Source organism: Acidisoma sp. (assembly GCF_035492295.1).
Classification (GTDB): domain Bacteria; phylum Pseudomonadota; class Alphaproteobacteria; order Acetobacterales; family Acetobacteraceae; genus Acidisoma.
In genome coordinates, this window is the sequence record NZ_DATJJK010000198.1 from 54,857 (window position 1) to 71,566 (window position 16,710).

14 protein-coding genes and 1 pseudogene are annotated in these 16,710 nt (G+C 61.2%); 4 read left to right on the top strand and 11 right to left on the bottom strand.

Annotation, left to right across the window (positions count from 1 at the left end; translation table 11 throughout):
* Positions 1-72 precede the first annotated feature (72 nt).
* Together ahpF and VL752_RS15355 are read left to right on the top strand one after the other, a co-directional pair.
* A complete protein-coding gene (gene ahpF / locus VL752_RS15350) occupies positions 73-1,668 on the top strand; it encodes an alkyl hydroperoxide reductase subunit F (RefSeq protein ID WP_325356732.1) in 1,596 nt (531 codons plus the stop codon).
* A 38-nt stretch (positions 1,669-1,706) separates the two neighbouring features.
* The gene (locus tag VL752_RS15355) at positions 1,707-2,627 is read left to right on the top strand and encodes a LysR substrate-binding domain-containing protein (protein ID WP_325356733.1); all 921 of its coding nucleotides are present in this window, start codon (positions 1,707-1,709) and stop codon (positions 2,625-2,627) included.
* An 11-nt stretch (positions 2,628-2,638) separates the two neighbouring features.
* On the opposite strand, the gene VL752_RS15360 is transcribed toward VL752_RS15355, so the two are convergent.
* Positions 2,639-4,939, bottom strand: a complete 2,301-nt coding sequence (locus VL752_RS15360; RefSeq protein WP_325356734.1) for an AsmA family protein — start codon at positions 4,937-4,939, stop codon at positions 2,639-2,641.
* A 220-nt stretch (positions 4,940-5,159) separates the two neighbouring features.
* On the opposite strand from VL752_RS15360, the gene VL752_RS15365 reads away from it, so the two are divergent.
* The gene (locus VL752_RS15365; RefSeq protein ID WP_325356735.1) at positions 5,160-8,051 is read left to right on the top strand and encodes a hypothetical protein; all 2,892 of its coding nucleotides are present in this window, start codon (positions 5,160-5,162) and stop codon (positions 8,049-8,051) included.
* 158 nt (positions 8,052-8,209) lie between these two features.
* On the opposite strand, the gene VL752_RS15370 is transcribed toward VL752_RS15365, so the two are convergent.
* The 9 genes and pseudogenes from VL752_RS15370 to VL752_RS15410 all read right to left on the bottom strand — a co-directional run.
* On the bottom strand, positions 8,210-9,220 hold the full coding sequence (locus tag VL752_RS15370; protein WP_325356736.1) for a substrate-binding domain-containing protein: 1,011 nt from the start codon (positions 9,218-9,220) through the stop codon (positions 8,210-8,212).
* Entirely contained in the window at positions 9,217-10,275 is a 1,059-nt protein-coding gene (locus VL752_RS15375) for an ABC transporter permease (RefSeq protein ID WP_325356737.1), read from the bottom strand. The genes VL752_RS15370 and VL752_RS15375 overlap by 4 nt, the downstream gene beginning before the upstream one ends.
* Positions 10,272-11,285 (bottom strand): ABC transporter permease, encoded by a 1,014-nt coding sequence (locus tag VL752_RS15380; RefSeq protein WP_325356738.1) that lies wholly within the window; start codon positions 11,283-11,285, stop codon positions 10,272-10,274. The genes VL752_RS15375 and VL752_RS15380 overlap by 4 nt, the downstream gene beginning before the upstream one ends.
* Before the next feature lie 11 nt (positions 11,286-11,296).
* Positions 11,297-12,853, bottom strand: a complete 1,557-nt coding sequence (locus VL752_RS15385; protein WP_325356739.1) for a sugar ABC transporter ATP-binding protein — start codon at positions 12,851-12,853, stop codon at positions 11,297-11,299.
* Between the two features lie 67 nt (positions 12,854-12,920).
* Positions 12,921-13,454, bottom strand: coding sequence for a VOC family protein (locus VL752_RS15390; protein ID WP_325356740.1), 534 nt, complete (start codon positions 13,452-13,454; stop codon positions 12,921-12,923).
* Entirely contained in the window at positions 13,451-14,464 is a 1,014-nt protein-coding gene (locus VL752_RS15395) for a Gfo/Idh/MocA family protein (RefSeq protein ID WP_325356741.1), read from the bottom strand. Before VL752_RS15395 ends, VL752_RS15390 begins: the two co-directional genes overlap by 4 nt.
* Before the next feature lie 11 nt (positions 14,465-14,475).
* Positions 14,476-14,787 (bottom strand): putative quinol monooxygenase, encoded by a 312-nt coding sequence (locus VL752_RS15400; RefSeq protein WP_325356742.1) that lies wholly within the window; start codon positions 14,785-14,787, stop codon positions 14,476-14,478.
* Between the two features lie 71 nt (positions 14,788-14,858).
* The gene (locus VL752_RS15405) at positions 14,859-15,002 is read right to left on the bottom strand and encodes an SDR family oxidoreductase (protein WP_325356743.1); all 144 of its coding nucleotides are present in this window, start codon (positions 15,000-15,002) and stop codon (positions 14,859-14,861) included.
* Positions 14,998-15,093 (bottom strand): annotated as a pseudogene (locus VL752_RS15410) (short-chain dehydrogenase); the annotation flags it as partial. The gene VL752_RS15405 and the pseudogene VL752_RS15410, both read right to left, overlap by 5 nt.
* A 134-nt stretch (positions 15,094-15,227) precedes the next feature.
* On the opposite strand from VL752_RS15410, the gene VL752_RS15415 reads away from it, so the two are divergent.
* Positions 15,228-16,259 carry a LacI family DNA-binding transcriptional regulator gene (locus VL752_RS15415; RefSeq protein ID WP_325356744.1) on the top strand — a complete coding sequence of 344 codons (1,032 nt, stop codon included), beginning with the start codon at positions 15,228-15,230 and terminating at the stop codon, positions 16,257-16,259.
* A 144-nt stretch (positions 16,260-16,403) separates the two neighbouring features.
* Here the strand turns inward: VL752_RS15415 and VL752_RS15420 are convergent.
* On the bottom strand, positions 16,404-16,710 hold a 307-nt coding region (locus tag VL752_RS15420), incomplete at its 5' end, for a hypothetical protein (protein ID WP_325356745.1).

The following is a 16,710-nucleotide window of genomic DNA, read 5'->3' on the forward strand; positions in this document are numbered from 1 at the left end:
CCCGACCGGTTGGGCGGCTTCACTTCCCGATTCTCGCCTTTCTCCCCGACCTCGCAGCCGGAGTATCGTCGCGTGCTGGATGCCAATCTGAAAACTCAGCTCAAGGCCTATCTGGAGCGGGTGGTCCGTCCCATCCAGATCACCGCCTCCGTCAATGAGAGCCCAAAATCCAACGAGATGATGGAGCTTCTGCAGGAATTGCAGGGCCTCTCGCCGCAGATCTCCCTCACCACCGAAGCGGCAGAGCGCACGCCCTCCTTCGCGCTCTCGACCCCGGGCGAGACGATCAATCTGCGCTTCGCGGGCATTCCGCTCGGTCACGAATTTACCTCCCTCGTCCTCGCGCTCCTCCAGGTCGGCGGCCACCCACCTAAGCTCGAACAGGCGGTGATCGAGCAGGTGAAGGGCCTCGACGGCGACTTCACCTTCGAGACCTATTTCTCGCTCTCCTGCCAGAATTGCCCGGATGTGGTGCAGGCACTGAACCTGATGGCGGTGCTCAACCCCCGCATCCGCCACACGGCGATCGATGGCGCGCTGTTCCAGGATGAGGTTGAGGCCCGGCAGGTGATGTCGGTGCCCACCATCTTCCTCAACGGCGCGGTCTTCGGCCAGGGCCGCATGGGCGTGGAAGAGATCATCGCCAAACTCGATACCGGTGCCGCAACGCGCGAGGCCCAAAAACTCTCCGAGGAGGCGCCCTTCGAGGTGCTGATCGTAGGTGGCGGCCCGGCGGGTGCCGCCGCCGCTGTTTATGCAGCGCGCAAGGGAATCCGCACCGGTGTCGCGGCCGAGCGTTTCGGCGGCCAGGTGATGGACACGATGGGCATCGAGAATTTCATCTCGGTCCCCCATACCGAAGGGCCGAAGCTCGCGCAGGCACTCGAGACGCATGTGCGCGAAAATGACGTCAGGATCATGAACCTTCAGAAGGCAGCCGAGCTGAACCGCGAAGGCGACCATTTCGCGGTGCGCATGGAAAGCGGTGCCGTGCTGAAATCCAAAACCGTGATCCTCTCCACCGGCGCGCGCTGGCGACAGATGGGCGTGCCGGGCGAGGATGCCTATCGCAACAAGGGCGTCGCCTATTGCCCGCATTGCGACGGTCCGCTCTTCAAGGGCAAGCGCGTCGCCGTCATCGGCGGCGGCAATTCCGGTGTCGAGGCGGCAATCGACCTCGCGGGTATCGTCAAGCATGTCACGCTGATCGAGTTCGACACCAAGCTCCGCGCCGATGCCGTATTGCAGCGCAAGCTGCACAGCCTGCCGAATGTGACCGTTCTCGTCTCCGCCCGCAGCACCGAGGTAAGGGGCGACGGCCAGAAGGTGACCGGCCTCATCTACGAGGATCGCGTGACCGGCCAGCACCGCACCCTCGATCTGGAAGGCATCTTCGTCCAGATCGGCCTGCTGCCGAACACCGAATGGTTGAAGGGCACGCTGGATCTTTCGCCGCGCGGCGAGATCGTGATCGACGGTCACGGCCAGACCTCGCTGCACGGCGTCTTCGCGGCCGGGGACTGCACGACAGTCCCCTACAAGCAGATCATCATCGCCGCCGGTGAAGGGGCGAAAGCCTCGCTCTCCGCCTTCGACTACCTGATCCGTACCTCGGCCCCCGCGACCGAGAAGGAAGCGCAGGCGCTGCATGCGGTGAGGGCCGCCTGAGGACAAGGGCGGCAGCCCCGGCTGCCGCCCGCCCCCCGATGAACCTACGCGAACTGCAATATCTCGTAGCACTCGCCGAACACCGGAATTTCCGGCGCGCGGCAGAGGCATGTTTGGTGAGCCAGCCGACCCTCTCCACCCAGATCCGGAAGCTGGAAGAGGAATTGGGCGTGGATCTCTTCGAGCGCTTGCCCAAGGCGGTCATGCTGACAGCTGCGGGGCAGGATGCCGCCGCGCGTGCCCGGCGGATCCTGAGCGAGGTCGCGGCCATGCGCGAACAGGCGAAGCGGCTGAGCCAGCCCGAAGCCGGCGCCGTGCATCTTGGCGTCTTCCCGACCATCGGCCCCTATCTCCTGCCCCATGTCATTCCACAACTACGCGCGCGCTTTCCCCTCCTCGATCTCTTTCTAACCGAGGAGAAGAGCGACCAGCTGCTGGAGCGGCTGCGCGAAGGCAGGCTGGATGCCGCCATCCTGGCGCTGCCCGTGCATGACGCGCAGCTTCATGCCGAATTGCTGTTCGAGGAGCCTTTTCTTCTCGCCGTTCCGCGGCAGCACGCCCTCGCCCGCCGCTCCAGCCTGCGCATGGAGGAGCTTTCGGAATACGAGCTGCTGCTGCTGGATGACGGTCATTGCCTGCGCGATCATGCGCTCGAGGTCTGCCGCCTCTCCGGCTCGCGCGAGACGACGGAGTTCCGTGCGACGAGTCTGGAGACCCTGCGCCAGATGATCATGGCCGGGATCGGCGTGACGCTGCTGCCGGCTCTGGCCGTGCAAGGCATGGGCGGCGCCTCCGAACATATTCATCTGCTGACCTTCGAAGATGCGCGCCCGAGCCGTTCCATCGCGCTCGTCTGGCGCAGAAGCTCGGCCCTCCTGCCCCTCCTGCTGCAAATCGCGGAGGTCTGCCGGGCGATCTCGCCCAGCCTTTTGGACACGCGCGAGACGGCGCCCGCCTGAGGCGCGGCCGCTCAACTCTTCCCGGGCAGAAGCCCGGCGTTGGCGCAGGTCGCCGGGGTATCGCCGCCGAACAGAGCGTCGACAAAAATGCCGACCTTGGCGAGCCCGCCGGCATCAAGCCTTCCCTGTGCCGACCGGAACGGCCCCTCCACCACCACCGGCACCGAGACGGAGGAGCCGGAAACCCGTGCCAGCGGCTTGAGCTTGAGCGCCAGGGTCTCCCGCCCGAGATCGACCTCGCCTTGGCCATCCATCTGCAGATAGGTGCTGTCGAGCGCCAGAGTGCTAAGCCGGGCCACGCCTTTCACGACCTTGCCCACGATGCCGAAGCAACGAATGCGCGTCTCGCCCTTGGCCGGCACGCTGATATTGAGCGCCTTGAGCGAGGCCCCCGCGATCTCCACCAGCGCCGCATTGCTGAGACTGCCGGCACCCATGGTGGCCGAAAGGCTGCCCGAGAGCGAAGCCGCGATGGCATGCGGGCTGGCGCCCCGCGCCGAGAGATCGGCATCGACCTTGAGCGTGCCGCTGGCCGCTCCCGGCAGGCCGAAGCGTTGCAGGATAAGGGCGACCGGCACGTCCGGCGCGTGCAGCAGGAGGTGCATGCTCGGATCCTTTGCCGTCGCATCCGCCGCGAAGGAGATCTGCACCGGGCCTCCCGGCAGGGCCAGCTGCATGCGGTCGAGTGCCAGATGGCCATTCTGCAGCCTCACGGCGAGCCCCACCTTCCGCCAGGACTGTTTCTGGAAATCGAGCGTCCCGACATCGGCCGAAACATCGAGATCCGGCCCGCGGAGATTGGCCCAAGGCAGCGCCTGATTTGAGAAGACCGGACCCGCCTTGCCCGCCGGGGCCGGCGTGCCGAGACCGATCCCTAAAGCATCGAGCAGGGCATCGAGATCGAGGCGGTTCGCGGTAAGCCTCGCCTTGACGCGGACCCCGCCGCCGAGGCCGAAGGTGGCGTCACCCGCAAGATCACCCGCCGCCGCGGTGAGTTTCGCTTTGGTCAGCGTGATCGAACCGAGATTGGCTGGCAGCGTGACACCGCCCGTGAAATGCGCATTGGTCAGCGCCGGCAAAGCCGGGGAGACCAGCGGGCGCAGTTTCGCGAGCTTCGGCGTATCGAGCTGCACCTCAGCCTGGAGACCAGCGAATTGCGTGGTGTCCAGCGCGAGCTTGCCTTGAAGGCGGAGCCTTGCCTTGTCAGCGGCAAGCGCGGTCGCATCCAGCGTGACCGCAACCGTGTTCTTCCCATCCAGATGTTCGGGCACACCGGTACTACCCGAGAGGGAGAAGGGCTCGCCGGCATAGCGCCCCTCGCCTTTTACGCTCGCCGTGCCGCCCGGCTTGTCGAGCGTCGCGTCGACCGCGCCTAAGACGAGGCCCGGAATCAGATGGGTAAGGTCCGCGCTGCCGATATGGAGCGTGGTTCCGCCGATCACAGGAATATCGCCACGCACCGGGCCGTTGGCGATATGGGTCTGGAAAGAGAAGCCGTGCAGCGGCGGCAATTGCATCGCGGGTAGCAGGGCATTGAGCTTCTCCAGTGCCGGCGTCTTGCCGGACACTGCGAGGGAGAAATTGCCTGCAAGGCTCATCGTTCCCTTTGCATCCGCGGTAGAATTGAAGGCGCTGAAATGGATCTGCGTCTGCCAGGGATCCATGACATGGCCGGCGGGCACGGCATGCACGGACAGATCAAAAGGCGCGAAATCAGAATAGACCAGCGTTGATGTCAGATCAACCGGCGCGCCATCGGCCGTGTGTCGGACATCGAGGGAGCGGATGCCGATGACATTGGTGCGGGCCGGCAGCCGGAAGGTCACCATGCCGTCCTTGATATGCGCATCGCGGATGCGCAGCTTCGGGTGAAACCAGCCTGAGCTCGCCTTGGCTGACTGCGCGGGAGCACCGCCCGCTGCCCCGAACAGCCAGTTCGGTTGATGGTTCACTTCTTCGAACAGAATATTGGGCCCGGTGAGATCGAGATGGGTGATTTCGATGCGCTGCCGCAGCAGCGCGAGAAGGTTCACCTGCGCGCGAATCCGGTCCACCCGGACCATGTAGGAGCGCGAGCCACCGGGAAGGTTTGCGAGCCGCACCTTCGATACGTCGATCACCGGCCACAGCGAGCGGCTGATATGGATCGGCCCCTCAAGCGTCAGCGCGCGCCCAGTCGCCTTCTGCACCGCCGCCTCGATCTCGGGCTTCCAGTCGTTCGGGTCGACGAGAGCGACGGCAAGCCCGACCGCGCCGACCGGGAGCAGGATCAGAATGAGCAGCGCGGTGAGCAGCCAGGCACGACGGGACAAGCGGTCTTCCTCTCTCGGGTGCAAACTCCGGTTTGCCCGTCCGGCCGTGGGAAGCGCAACCCGTTCCGTGGCGAAACGAAGCGCCATCGGGCCCAAGTGGCCCTTGATCCCGAGAATGTGAGCCCCGGTCCGCAGCACCGTTAGTGGCCGATTCGGATTGCCAGACTGACCGACGCGCCGTAAGTCGGTGCAATCGCAAGTTAATCTGGGACACTGGCCGATGACGACGACCTTTGTGAATTCGGGGCAGACTGTTAGTGGGCAGACGGTTCCGAATGGGGACGTATTGGTCGTGCGCTCTGGGGGCACGGCAGCCGCCACCACGCTTTCGGGCGGGGTTGAGATCGCGGTCTCGACGGGCGTGGCACTGGGCACGACCGTCTCTTCTGGCGGCTTCCTTGATGTCTTCAGCGGCGGCAGCGCCAATCAGACGGTGATTGCCGCAGGCGGCAGGGAAAGCGTGCATTGGACGGGTTCGGACCGGAACGCGACCGTCAGCAGCGGCGGTGTGATCAGCGCCTTCGACAGCGGTTACACCTCCGCGACGGTCATCAGCGGTGGCGGGACGGAGATCCTGGCCACCAGCGGTATCGCCTATACAACCCAGGTGAAATCGGGCGGCACGCTTCTTCTTTCCTCGGGCGGGGTTGCGGTCGCGGGCGTCATCTCTTCCGGCGGCACGGAAGTGCTCGGCTCCGGTGGCGATCAGCGTGGGCCCCTCACCATCAGTGCGGGCGGTATGCTGACGGGCTCGGGTGTCCTGGAAGATGGCTCAGTGGCGGTGAATGGCACCATTGCGGGCACAGTCCTGCGTGAGAGCGCCGTGGTCTCCTCAGGCGGTCTCACCAGCGGGGGCGTGATCAGCCAGGGCGGCCAGGAAACGGTTCTCGCCGGGGGTGCGGCGAGCCAAACACAGGTCCGCGCCGGGGCCCTGACCGTTTCCTCGGGCGGAAGCGCCACCACAACCGCGGTCAGCGGCGGGACGGAAACCGTTGCATCGGGGGGCACGAGCATCCGCGACCATGTGCTCGGCGGCACGGTCGTCGTCTCCGCCGGCGGCTCGCAGATCGATGCCGTGATCAGTAGCGGCAGCGAACAACTGGCGGGGATCGCCCGAAACATCACCGTCAAAAGCAGCGGCGTGCTCAGGGTGGCGAGCGGCGGCACAGCCGCCGGCCTCACGGTCAGCAGCGGTGGCTATGTCACCGTCTCCGGTGGCATTGTCAGCGGCGCCGTCAACTATGGCAGCATGAGCGTGTTCAGTGGTGGCGTTGCATCAAACGTCGCCCAGAATGGCCGCGTAACCGTGGGCGCCGACGGAACCATCATCGGTGGGACGTTGGACGGCAGCGGCAGCCTCTCAGCGCCCTACATCTTCGTCTCCCACGGTGGCACCGCGATCGGCGTTGCCGTCGAAAGTGGCGGCCAACTCATCGAAGAACACGGCACGTCCCTCGGCGTGATCATCAGCGCCGGTGGCGTCGTGCGCCTGGACAATGGCCGGGCGAGCGGCACCATCGTCAGCTCCGGCGGCTCCGAACGGGTCTATGAAGGCGGCGTTTCGGTAAGCGCCACCGTGCTGAACGGCGGATTCGAGGTCGTTTCAGGAATCACGTTCGGCGGAACCGCCCTTGATGCCACGGTCAGCAGCGGCGGCACGCTGCTTGTCTCGGGCTCGTTGCTGACGAAACCCGTCGCGAGCGGCACGATCGTCAGCAATGGCGGTGTTCAGGTCATCGCGGGTGGCAACATAGCCGCTGATGGAGACATTCAATCCGGCGGCACGGAAGTCTTGCTGTCGGGCGGCAGCCAGATCGGCAACCTGACCGTGGAAGCCGGTGGTCTTTTGACCGGATCTGGCATCATCCCGACCGGCACGGCCACCATCCTCGGCACCGCCACCGGTGTTGCCGTCACCTCGGTCGGCGAACTTCTGGTGGAATCCGGTGGGGTCACGTCAGGGCTCACAGTGAGCGGCTGGGGCAGCGAGATCGTGGGGTCTGGCGGCACTGCCTATAACACCTTCGTCGATGGCTCCTTGACCGTGAAGGCGACGGAAATGGAACTGATCGTCCGCTCGGGCGGCGTATCGATAGGAGCCAGCGTTATCGGTGGAGGATACAACGGAACCTCTGCCACGGTTTCCTCCGGCGGGGTGCTGAGCAACACGACGGTCGAGCTCGACGGTACGACCTTTGTGTCCACCGGCGGCACCGCCATCGGTGACAGCCTGTCCGACGGCGGGACCGAGACCCTGCTTTCCGGAGGCACCGATCTCGGTGCGATCGTCGGCAGCGGGGGCACGCTGCTGATCAGTGCCGGCGGCGTCACAAGCGGCGTAACCCTGTTGAGCGGCGGCACGCTGATCGACCAGGGCTCCGTTCCGCTCGTCATCGGCACTGTCCAGGACAGTTCCTTGTCGATCCTCGGTGCGGATACCATCACCGCCGGCAGCGATGCCGTGACGGTGACCGGCGGTAGCGACGCCACCGTGGTGTCTGGTGTTGACATGGACCTCTACTTCGTCGGAGGCACCGGCTCGGTTTCGGTGATGGGCGGCACCGGGGACAGCACCCTCTTTGGGTCCACCGGCAGCGGTTCCACCTGGCTCGAGGGTGGCACGGATTCCAGCGAGCTTTATGGCGGCGCAGGGGCTACTACGCTCATCGGTGGCACCGGCCAGTCCACCCTGGTGGGCGGCACGGGCAGCACAGTCATTCTCGCGAACGGCACGGAAGACGGGCTGATCGTTGCCGGCAGCGGCGCCACGACGATCAACGGTACGACTGGCGGCGGCGACCAGCAGATTTTCGCGGGTGCAGGCTCAGATGTCGTGGCGCTCGGCGCGGGTGCCGATACCTTCATCGGCGGCTCCGGCGTCGCGAGCGTGCAGGGCGGCGGATCGAACCCCGATATCTATGGATTCATCAACGGCCATGCGGGCGGCAATGTGATCATCGCCGATTTGAAGGCAAGCGATACACTGGTATTCGCAGGCTATGCGGGAGATCCGATTGCCGCCGAAAGCGTGGTGAACGGCTCGGACCTCATCATCCTCACAGACCAGACGAAGATTCTTATCCAGAACGTGGACCACACCATCTTCAGCTAGGGTTCGGCCGCGTCCCCCGTGTCGGGGGACATATCAAGCCGGCGACTGTGGCAGTGCCTAAGGTGGAGGGGCGTGATAACCCCTCCGCCTTTCCTGACTCTGTCAACATGCGAGTTTTCCGCGGCGCGCTATATTCCCGCGGTCGTGACCTGCTTTGGCTAGAAGCCAAACTGGCCGATGTTGTCCTTGGTAAAGATCAGAGCCTTGTTATAATCTATCTCACCATTCTCTCCGACCGTGTATGTGCCCACCTTGCCTGCGGAAAAAGTCGTGCCCGGCGTCAGGCTGAGTTTGCCGGCCAATTTGAGATGCGTGGCATAGACGGCGAGATAGCCGAGCTCAAACGGATCCCACAGTGCGAATGCCTTTTCCGAACCATCGGCCAGATAGGTTTTGATAGCAGATGGCAGGGCAAAACCGGTTGCGTAGACTTTCCCGGCGTGACCGCTTGCATCAATCGCCCTTGCTGCGGCGGGTGCGCTCACCGCAGAAGACGAGATGATAACCTTGAGATTGGGATGGGCTTGCATCAGATTAATGGCGACGTCGTAGCTCTTCGCATCGTCGTCACCTGCATACTGCGTATCCACGACTTTGAAGACCTTGTACTTGTCTTCGGTCTCCGAGAGCTTCGTCATAATGCGCATATGCGCGACGTGGTTCGGTGCTGTCGGAGAAGCAGCGATGAAGGCGATCTCCCCCCCTTGCGGCGCGTCAATTAGTGCCGCGTCCAGCATTGTGCGAGCTGCTTTGTCGTAGGAAAGCTGATTGACGAATATGTCACGGGCAGGCAACGCGGCGTCAGCGTCGAACGTTGTAACAACGATACCCCTCTTGCGGGCGCGCTTCAGAACAGGTGCAACGGCGTTGAGATCGACCGCTGCGAGCAATATGGCGTCCGGCCGTTGAGTGAGAAAATTCTCCAACGTTTCAACCTGAAGAGAGGCGTCAGCGTGGTCCGGTCCAGCGTAGATCAGGCTGTCCCCCAGGTCTGCGGCAGCAGCGCGTGCACCCTTTGCCGCTAGCTCAAAATAGGGAAAGCCCGTCCACTTTGGCGTCATCATCATCCGGAAGCCACTGTCCTTCGCCTGTGCCGTCGATATGGCGCTCCCGGCAATAGCCATCGCACCACCGAGCAGAGCCGTGCGGCGGGTAATGTTCATCATCATAGGTTGTTTTCCCCTGTTTTTTCACGCCATTGAGCTGGCGTTTTGTTGTTGACGTTTTCGGCCAGCTTTTCTCGCTCGTGACGTCGCGCATTGAGGGTTCCCCGCAACGTCTGGACTCCCCTGAGAGCAACCGGCCTCAGCACGCCAATGGTCAGCAGCGCACCTAAGACGACGGTCTGAACCGGACCGCCGATATTAGCCAAACCCATGCCGTTGCGAAGGGTGCCGAGCAACAGCAGAGCAAGCACGACGCCTAGAACAGAGCCACGCCCACCATTGATATCAACACCACCCAGAACCACTGCCGTCACGACAAACAAAATTGCACCGTCTGCGTTGTCGCCACGAGCGGACCCGTACTGGCCGATCCAGATGAGCGCTGCGATGGCGGCCAGGCCACCCGCTATCGCATAGGCTGTGATCTTGAGGGCCTTAACGTTAATTCCAGCAATCCACGCTGCGTCCTTGTTTCTGCCCACGGCAAAGCACCGTCGCCCGAACACTGTCTTTTGCAAGAGAAACCACATCAGGAGAGCAACGACTGCAAAGACGATGAGCGAGATGGGTATGATCCCCAGAACATAATCAGATCCAGGCGACTGATACATGTCACTGAAGTTTGTGTATCCGGCTTCGGATCCGACAATGAAGGCCAATCCTCGATAGGCCCCCATGGTTCCAAGAGTGACGGCCAGCGACGGCAGACCCAGCCGCGCCACGAGGAAGCCATTGAAGGCACCGAGGAAAACACAGATGAGCACGACGATAGGAATGGCTCCTGCTAAGCCGATGCCACCCGCAGAAAGGCGTGCAAAAATGACCGCGCCAACGGCTAAGATTGATGCCAGTGAGATGTCGATTTCGGCCGTGACGACGACAACCATAAGACCAAGCGCTAACAGGCCGGGAATAATAAACTGGCGGGTCGATTCCAGGATTTGATCAAGGGAGAGGTAATAGGGAGAGAGATGCGCAGACCACCCGGCAGCGCAGAAAATCAATACAAAGAGGGTTCCTTCCCAGGGCGTGGGGCGCCAAGTGACGAACCGGTTCATGCGACCCTCCCGCCCAGCCGAAGCTGCCGCAGCGAGCGCCTTACCTGTTTGTTGATGATAGCATCGGCCGTAACGGCGAGCACAATCGCGCTGCCTTGCACGAACATCCTCCAGAATTCCGGGATGTGGAGTAGAACCAAGCCGTTATCAATCATCGACAGAACGATGGCGCCAAGCGCCGCACCGAGAACGGAGCCCGCCCCCCCGGCTACGCTGATCCCTCCAATAACTGCCGCAGCGAGAGACGTTAACTCCCAGCCTGAGGCGAGTACGACGGTGACGGTGCCTACGCGCCCGGCATAAAGAAGCCCGGCAAAACCGCACATCGTCCCGCAAAGTATGTATGCGAAAAGCGTCATGCGTTCCGGCCGCAAGCCACAGAAGATACTGGCGCCCGGATTGGACCCTATGGCGTAGATTCTCCGCCCAAGCGGAAAGAAGCGCAGGAATGCAGCGACCGCGGATACCACGACCGCGGATACAATGACCAGGAACGGAACGCCCGCAATGTGGAGGTCGACGAGAAGGAGCACCCAAGGCGGAAGGTTGCTCGCGGTCACCTCCTGGCCATGCGCATAGATGTAGGTAAAGCCGCGAAAAAGCGACATCGTCCCAAGGGTTGCAACGAGTGGTGAAACTTTGCCATAGGCGACGATCAGACCATTGACTGCGCCCAGTGCGCCGCCCATGACGAGCGCGATAACGACGAGCAGGATTCCGACATGGGGATGGTGGGCCGCATAATCCGCCGCGACATAGGCAGTGAAACCCATGATGGCCCCGACCGAGACGTCCAGGTTGCGTGTCAGCAAGACCATGCCTTGGGCCGCCGCTACGATCGCGAGAATGGCAGCGTTGGCGATGATAACTTGGCCATTTTGAAGGCTATCGAATCGTGGCGCAATGCACGAAAAGAATAGGCTGAGCGCGATCAGCGTGATGACAACACCCAAGATACGCTGACGAAGAAGCTGTGCCCACCAACTCTGCCGCGGTTTCATTTGAGCCATATGCCCTTCCACTATGGCGACGCGAGCTGCGAACTTCTTGTCGCAGCGCGCATGACATTCTCTTGCGTCGCATCTCCTCCTGAAATTTCGTCAACAATGCGCCCTTCTGCGACGACCAGGATGCGATCGCTGATTGCGATGACCTCCGGGAGATCCGAAGAAATCACGAGGATTGCAAGTCCGGAGGCAGCAAGCGAGAAGATCATATCATGAATCTGAGACTTGCTCCCAACATCGACGCCATGGGTTGGTTCATCTAGGATAATCACAGCCGGTTTGGTTGCGAGCCAACGCGCAAGAGCAACTTTTTGGCGGTTCCCTCCCGATAGCTGCGCCACTTCCTTATCTATGCCGCTCGTACGAATGTCGTATGTTTTGACTGCCTCGGCAGCAATTCGTCGACAGTCTCCCGTGTTAATGACACCGAGATGACTTAGACGCTGAACGATGGGCAGCGTCACATTTTCAACGACGCTTTCGCTCATTATAAGTCCCTGACTATCCCTGTCCTCTGACAGATAAGCCAAGCCCAGGTTGAGCATCTGGCTGGGGCTTTTCGGCGCAACTTCCCGCCCCTGCAGCAGGATCCGGCCATGATCGGGCGGCGTCATGCCAAATAGCGCCCGCGCAATTTCGGAGCGGCCGGCGCCAACCAACCCGGCCATGCCCACTATTTCGCCAGCGCGCAGTGAAAATGAGACGTCGGCAAAGGTTCCGCGCAGGCCGAGATTTTCGACCCTCAGCATTTCCTTTGCATGCCCTGCCGTCCCGCCACGTTTGTAAACATGATTGAGCTCCCGCCCGACCATGAGTTTGACCATGGTCCCGCGGTCCATTGCTGAGATCGTTCGGGTCGCGACATGGCGTCCATCTCTGAGCACCGTCACATCGTCCGCAATTGCTTCCACTTCCTCCAGGCGATGAGTAATAAGCAGAACCGACTGACCTTGAGCCCGGAGTTTGCGGACAATGTCGAAGAGTCGCTCGGCCTCGGCGGGTGTGAGTGGCGATGTAGGCTCGTCCAGGATAAGCAGCCGCAGATGTGTCGACAGCGCCCGGGCTATTTCGACGAATTGTAGTTCCGCTGTCGACAGTGACCCCGCCAATTCTCGTGGATCGAGCAAAACCCCAAGTTGATCAAAAGCCTCTGTTGCACGGCGGTACATCACTCGCCGGTCAACGCTGCCCCATGGGGTCCGAGGGTAATTTCCCGCAAATATGTTTTCCGCGATGTCGAGATGCTGGAACAGCTTTGGATCCTGGTATACCGCTGCAATTCCCACTTTGCGTGCTTCTTGAGGCGTCGCGAATAAAACCGGCTGTTCGTCGAGGTAAATCTTCCCGGCATTTGCCGCAATGACACCGGTGATTATCTTGACCAGTGTCGATTTGCCCGCGCCATTCTCGCCGACCAGGGCATGAACCCTGCCCCGGCCGATAGAAAACGAGACGTCCTCTAGAACTTGAAGTCCACCATAGGATTTTCCGATACCTTCGATCCGGAGGGCATCAGCCTTCCCAGGGGTTGGGGCCATGGCTACCTCAATCGCTGCCGATCCTTCGCTCATTTGCCTATCCGATCATCCCGCCCACGCGGGACTGTTCAACGCCGGCGACACTGCGCCACGGTATCGACTAACCTTCCGGCTCCTCCGCCGGAGAAGTCGAGAAAATGCCAGGCGGTAGGTCAAGTGGAGGGCAATTTCCAAGCTCGTAGACAAATCCGAGCCGAGACTCCGTATCGAGATAATAGTGGAAATCCGAGAAAAAGCGGCCCGTCTGGGTGACCCCTATGCCTTTCTTCTCGTAATCTGCCAGAACACCGTCGATGTCTTCATCACTAATCCTCTCCTTGATATGATGAAGTCCTTCTCCTTTCTCCTCCAGAAATTTGCTGTAGATCGTTGGGCCGTAAACAGGCTGAATAATCTCAAGCTCGGTGTCTCCCATCCAGGAGATTCCGATGAGAAACTTGAATGGCTCCGTGACGGTCTCGCCGCCGACCACAAAGTTCTTAACCGTCTCTTCGGTGAAGGCTGCAACCCGCCAGGGACCGACACCCAGATTATCCACCCAGGCTTTCATGCTTCGCTCTAAATCGCGCGTCACGAAAGCGACCTGAAACATCTTCCGCTTCTTGTTGGTGGCGCGGAGTTCTTCGTTTGTCATGACAAAATCTCACTTAGCGTTTGCACATTCTCTGACCTGCCGCTCACGGCAGACCGTTGCGCCGCGAGAGCGACCGCCAAGGAGATCAGACCATCCTCGCCGGTCGCCACGGGGCGTCCCTCGCCTCGCACTGCCGCCTCAAACGCACGAACACCGCGGGCGTAGTAGTCTTCCTGATCCAAGGCAATCCCGTCTTCACCACCGGAATGGCGGAGTACCACAGTCCCACCCGGGCGCTGCGCCATGCAATCTGTCGCGACAAGCGATCCTTTTGTCCCATCAATTTCCAATCGCGTGCGCAGGAACGGGGTGGTAAAGCTCTCGTAGACCTGGCCGATCAGACCGCTTTTGAAGGTTACGAGGGTCATGGCAGCATCTTCGACAGGTGGCGAAGCCAGCCCGCCATTTTGCGCTATCGTCATCACCTGCGCGGGCTCGTCTTCCAGAATAAATCTGAACAGATCGCTGTCGTGCACGGTGAGATCGAAGATTACGCCTGCGCCCGCGGCAACGTCATGCAGGCGCCAGCCATGAAGATGCTGCGGAAGAGCGCCCCCATGCACGACCCGGGCTGCGAGTGGACGACCAATCCGGCCAGCTTTGATGGCGTCCCGCATCGCCCGGTGTGTTGCGGCGTTGCGCAGGTGGTGATTGGTCGCGAGAACGACCCCCGCCTCTCGACACGCCGAAACCATAGCCGCGGCATCCTCAAGGCGCGTCGCCAGCGGCTTTTCGCACAGAACATGACGCCCCGCCGCAGCGGCAGCCAGACACTGCTCTCGGTGACGATCGTTCGTGGTCGCGATGTAGACTGCGTCGACCTCCCTCAACATGATCTCGAGACTGGTGGTCGCAGAAGGAATGCTGAATTCCGCAGCGTAAGCGGCCCCACGGGCGGCATCACTGCTATAGACTGATACTATCTCCCCTCCAGCAGCCCGAATGCCAGCGATCATCCATTCGCGGCCGATGGTCGTTGCCCCCACCAGCCCCCAGCGTAGACCGGCCATGGCGCCATCTCCTAGCTTTTATCGTGCTCGCTGAGCATGTCGAAGAAGACGAGCTCCGCATCCTTCGTCAGAAACTCCTTGTGCCGACCAAACCACTCCTTCTGGTACGGAAGCGCCAGATGGCGGTCGAGATCCGCTCGGCTCATCCAGTTCTCGTAGAAGTAGAAGACATTGGGATTGTCGGCACTGACATGGAAATGATAATCGATGCAGCCTGGTTCCGAGCGCGAAGGTGCGACAAAGCTGTGGAGCAACTTGATTAATTCTTCGCGTTTCTCGGGGCGGGCATTCAATGTCGCGGTAAGAGTGCAGCGGGGAATCATTTGAATGATCTTTCTTATTATATTTGCCAAAGGGTCTCTGACTGGCGGTGCTTGACCTTCGGGAAATCTTCTCAAAGGGTCTTCAGCATGCCACCGTCAACAAAATATGTAGAGCCCACCGCGTAACTAGCCCGATCCGAGCGAAGAAACACGAACGTGTTGGCAAGCTCCTCTGGCCTGCTCCTGGCCGCGCGCCACGAGACCGAGATGAACACCCTCAGTGGCAAGGGCCTCAGCCATCGCTAGACCTGTGCCGACGCTGCCGCCCGTGACTACGGCGACTTTGCCGCCCAAATCGAGATCCATGTCCCGTCCCCGTGGATCGCCAGCTATTGACTAGCTATGCATCTTGATGACTAGCTATGCATCAGCGTTTTGGGGGTGTCAAGAAGTTTGCGGCCCTTCCATTGTGGCGAAACTATTCGGAGGCTCGCTGATCTTTGCGCAAACGCTATGCATCCTCTGTAGACGTGGCCAAGCTTGCTGGCGTCTCACAATCAGCGGTTTCACGTACCTACAAGGAGGGTGGCAGCGTATCGTCTGAAACCCGTAACAGGGTTCTCGCAGCCGCAGCAGAACTTGACTATCGGCCAAGTGTCATTCCCCGGATCATGTTGACACACCGATCAAACTTCATCGCTCTTGTGGTCGGTGGTCTATACAATCCCTTCTATGGTCAGGTTCTGGAGAAGTTGACGACTGGCTTGGAACTCATGGGGCACCAAGCTCTTCTCGTCCATGCCGACAGCGGCCATATGCTCGACAGTGCCATTCCGCGGCTGGCAAGCTACCGTGTAGATGCAATCGTGAGCCCGTTGGCAATCCTGTCCCCAGAGGCTGACAAAGAGCTCTCCCGGCTAAAGATCCCGATCGTGAGCTTCAATACGCCAGCCCACGGGGACTGGGTCTCTTCAGTTTGCTGTGACAACACCGAAGCGGCCGCGGCCATTGCCGACCTCCTTGTCCGACAAGGTGGACGGCGTTTCGGATTTGTCCGTGGCCCCGCGGGAAGCCCAGCTGCCGAGGACAGATTGAATGGATTCCGTCAGCGTCTACACTCGTTAGGTTTTCCCCGCCCCCGTGTGGTGAGCGGAGACTTTACCTATGAGGGGGGAGTACGTGCTGCCAACAAACTGCTTGGACTTGCAGATCGCCCTGACGCGATATTTTGCGCAAACGATTTGCTGGCCCTGGGTCTAATTGACTGCGCACGCCGCGACTTTGGCTTGCGCGTTCCCGAAGATCTCCTTGTCGCAGGCTTCGACGATATTCCCGTGTCATCTTGGCCGTCTCATAGCCTTACAACGGTCGTTCAAGATGCAACGGCAATGACCCAGGCGGCTTTGGATATCCTGCGGAGAGCATTGGCTGACTCCCGCCATCGCAGCGAGTCAGTTGTGATCAGTGGTCGAATCATCGAGCGCGGGTCAACCCGGCGCTATCCAGCCGGCGGTGCCGGGAACGTCCTGTGAGGGAGAGAAGTTGAACGTCACGCCGCCATGGCGTGGCTGATACGGTCACCGACAAGAGCGCGAACTGCCTTGGCCGCAAAGCAGAACTCGGTGGGAAATGCGCAATGGAGCGCCCCGGGTTTCCCGGAGCGCGGCCGCGCCCCTTCAGTGCGCAGCACCTGAGGCCAAGGACTTCGGGGAGACATCGGCTGGCGCTCTCTCAATACTAAACAATTCCGCTCCGCCCTCTTTGGAAATCAGTGTCCACGAGGAAGGATGCCGCGCGTAGAAGTTGGGTGGCTCATACTTCGTCGTTCCGCTGCGGCTGACAATGAAGTCGAGGGGACGATCATTGATGACAACGTAAGAGTCGGGTCGCATCTCGCTGACCCTCAACTTCTCATAGGGAATGATCGGCTTTGCCTCAGCAAGCTCGTCGGTGTTCAGAATCCTGTCCTGAGCAAAAAAAGTC

Bases quoted from the DNA above. Each gene is read 5' to 3' on its own strand.
- VL752_RS15390 (WP_325356740.1), bottom strand. From the start codon at position 13,454: ATGACAAACGAAGAACTCCGCGCCACCAACAAGAAGCGGAAGATGTTT.
- VL752_RS15375 (WP_325356737.1), bottom strand. From the start codon at position 10,275: ATGAACCGGTTCGTCACTTGGCGCCCCACGCCCTGGGAAGGAACCCTC.
- VL752_RS15385 (WP_325356739.1), bottom strand. From the start codon at position 12,853: ATGAGCGAAGGATCGGCAGCGATTGAGGTAGCCATGGCCCCAACCCCT.
- VL752_RS15380 (WP_325356738.1), bottom strand. From the start codon at position 11,285: ATGGCTCAAATGAAACCGCGGCAGAGTTGGTGGGCACAGCTTCTTCGT.
- VL752_RS15355 (WP_325356733.1), top strand. From the start codon at position 1,707: ATGAACCTACGCGAACTGCAATATCTCGTAGCACTCGCCGAACACCGG.
- VL752_RS15400 (WP_325356742.1), bottom strand. From the start codon at position 14,787: ATGATTCCCCGCTGCACTCTTACCGCGACATTGAATGCCCGCCCCGAG.
- VL752_RS15365 (WP_325356735.1), top strand. From the start codon at position 5,160: ATGACGACGACCTTTGTGAATTCGGGGCAGACTGTTAGTGGGCAGACG.
- VL752_RS15370 (WP_325356736.1), bottom strand. From the start codon at position 9,220: ATGATGATGAACATTACCCGCCGCACGGCTCTGCTCGGTGGTGCGATG.
- VL752_RS15395 (WP_325356741.1), bottom strand. From the start codon at position 14,464: ATGGCCGGTCTACGCTGGGGGCTGGTGGGGGCAACGACCATCGGCCGC.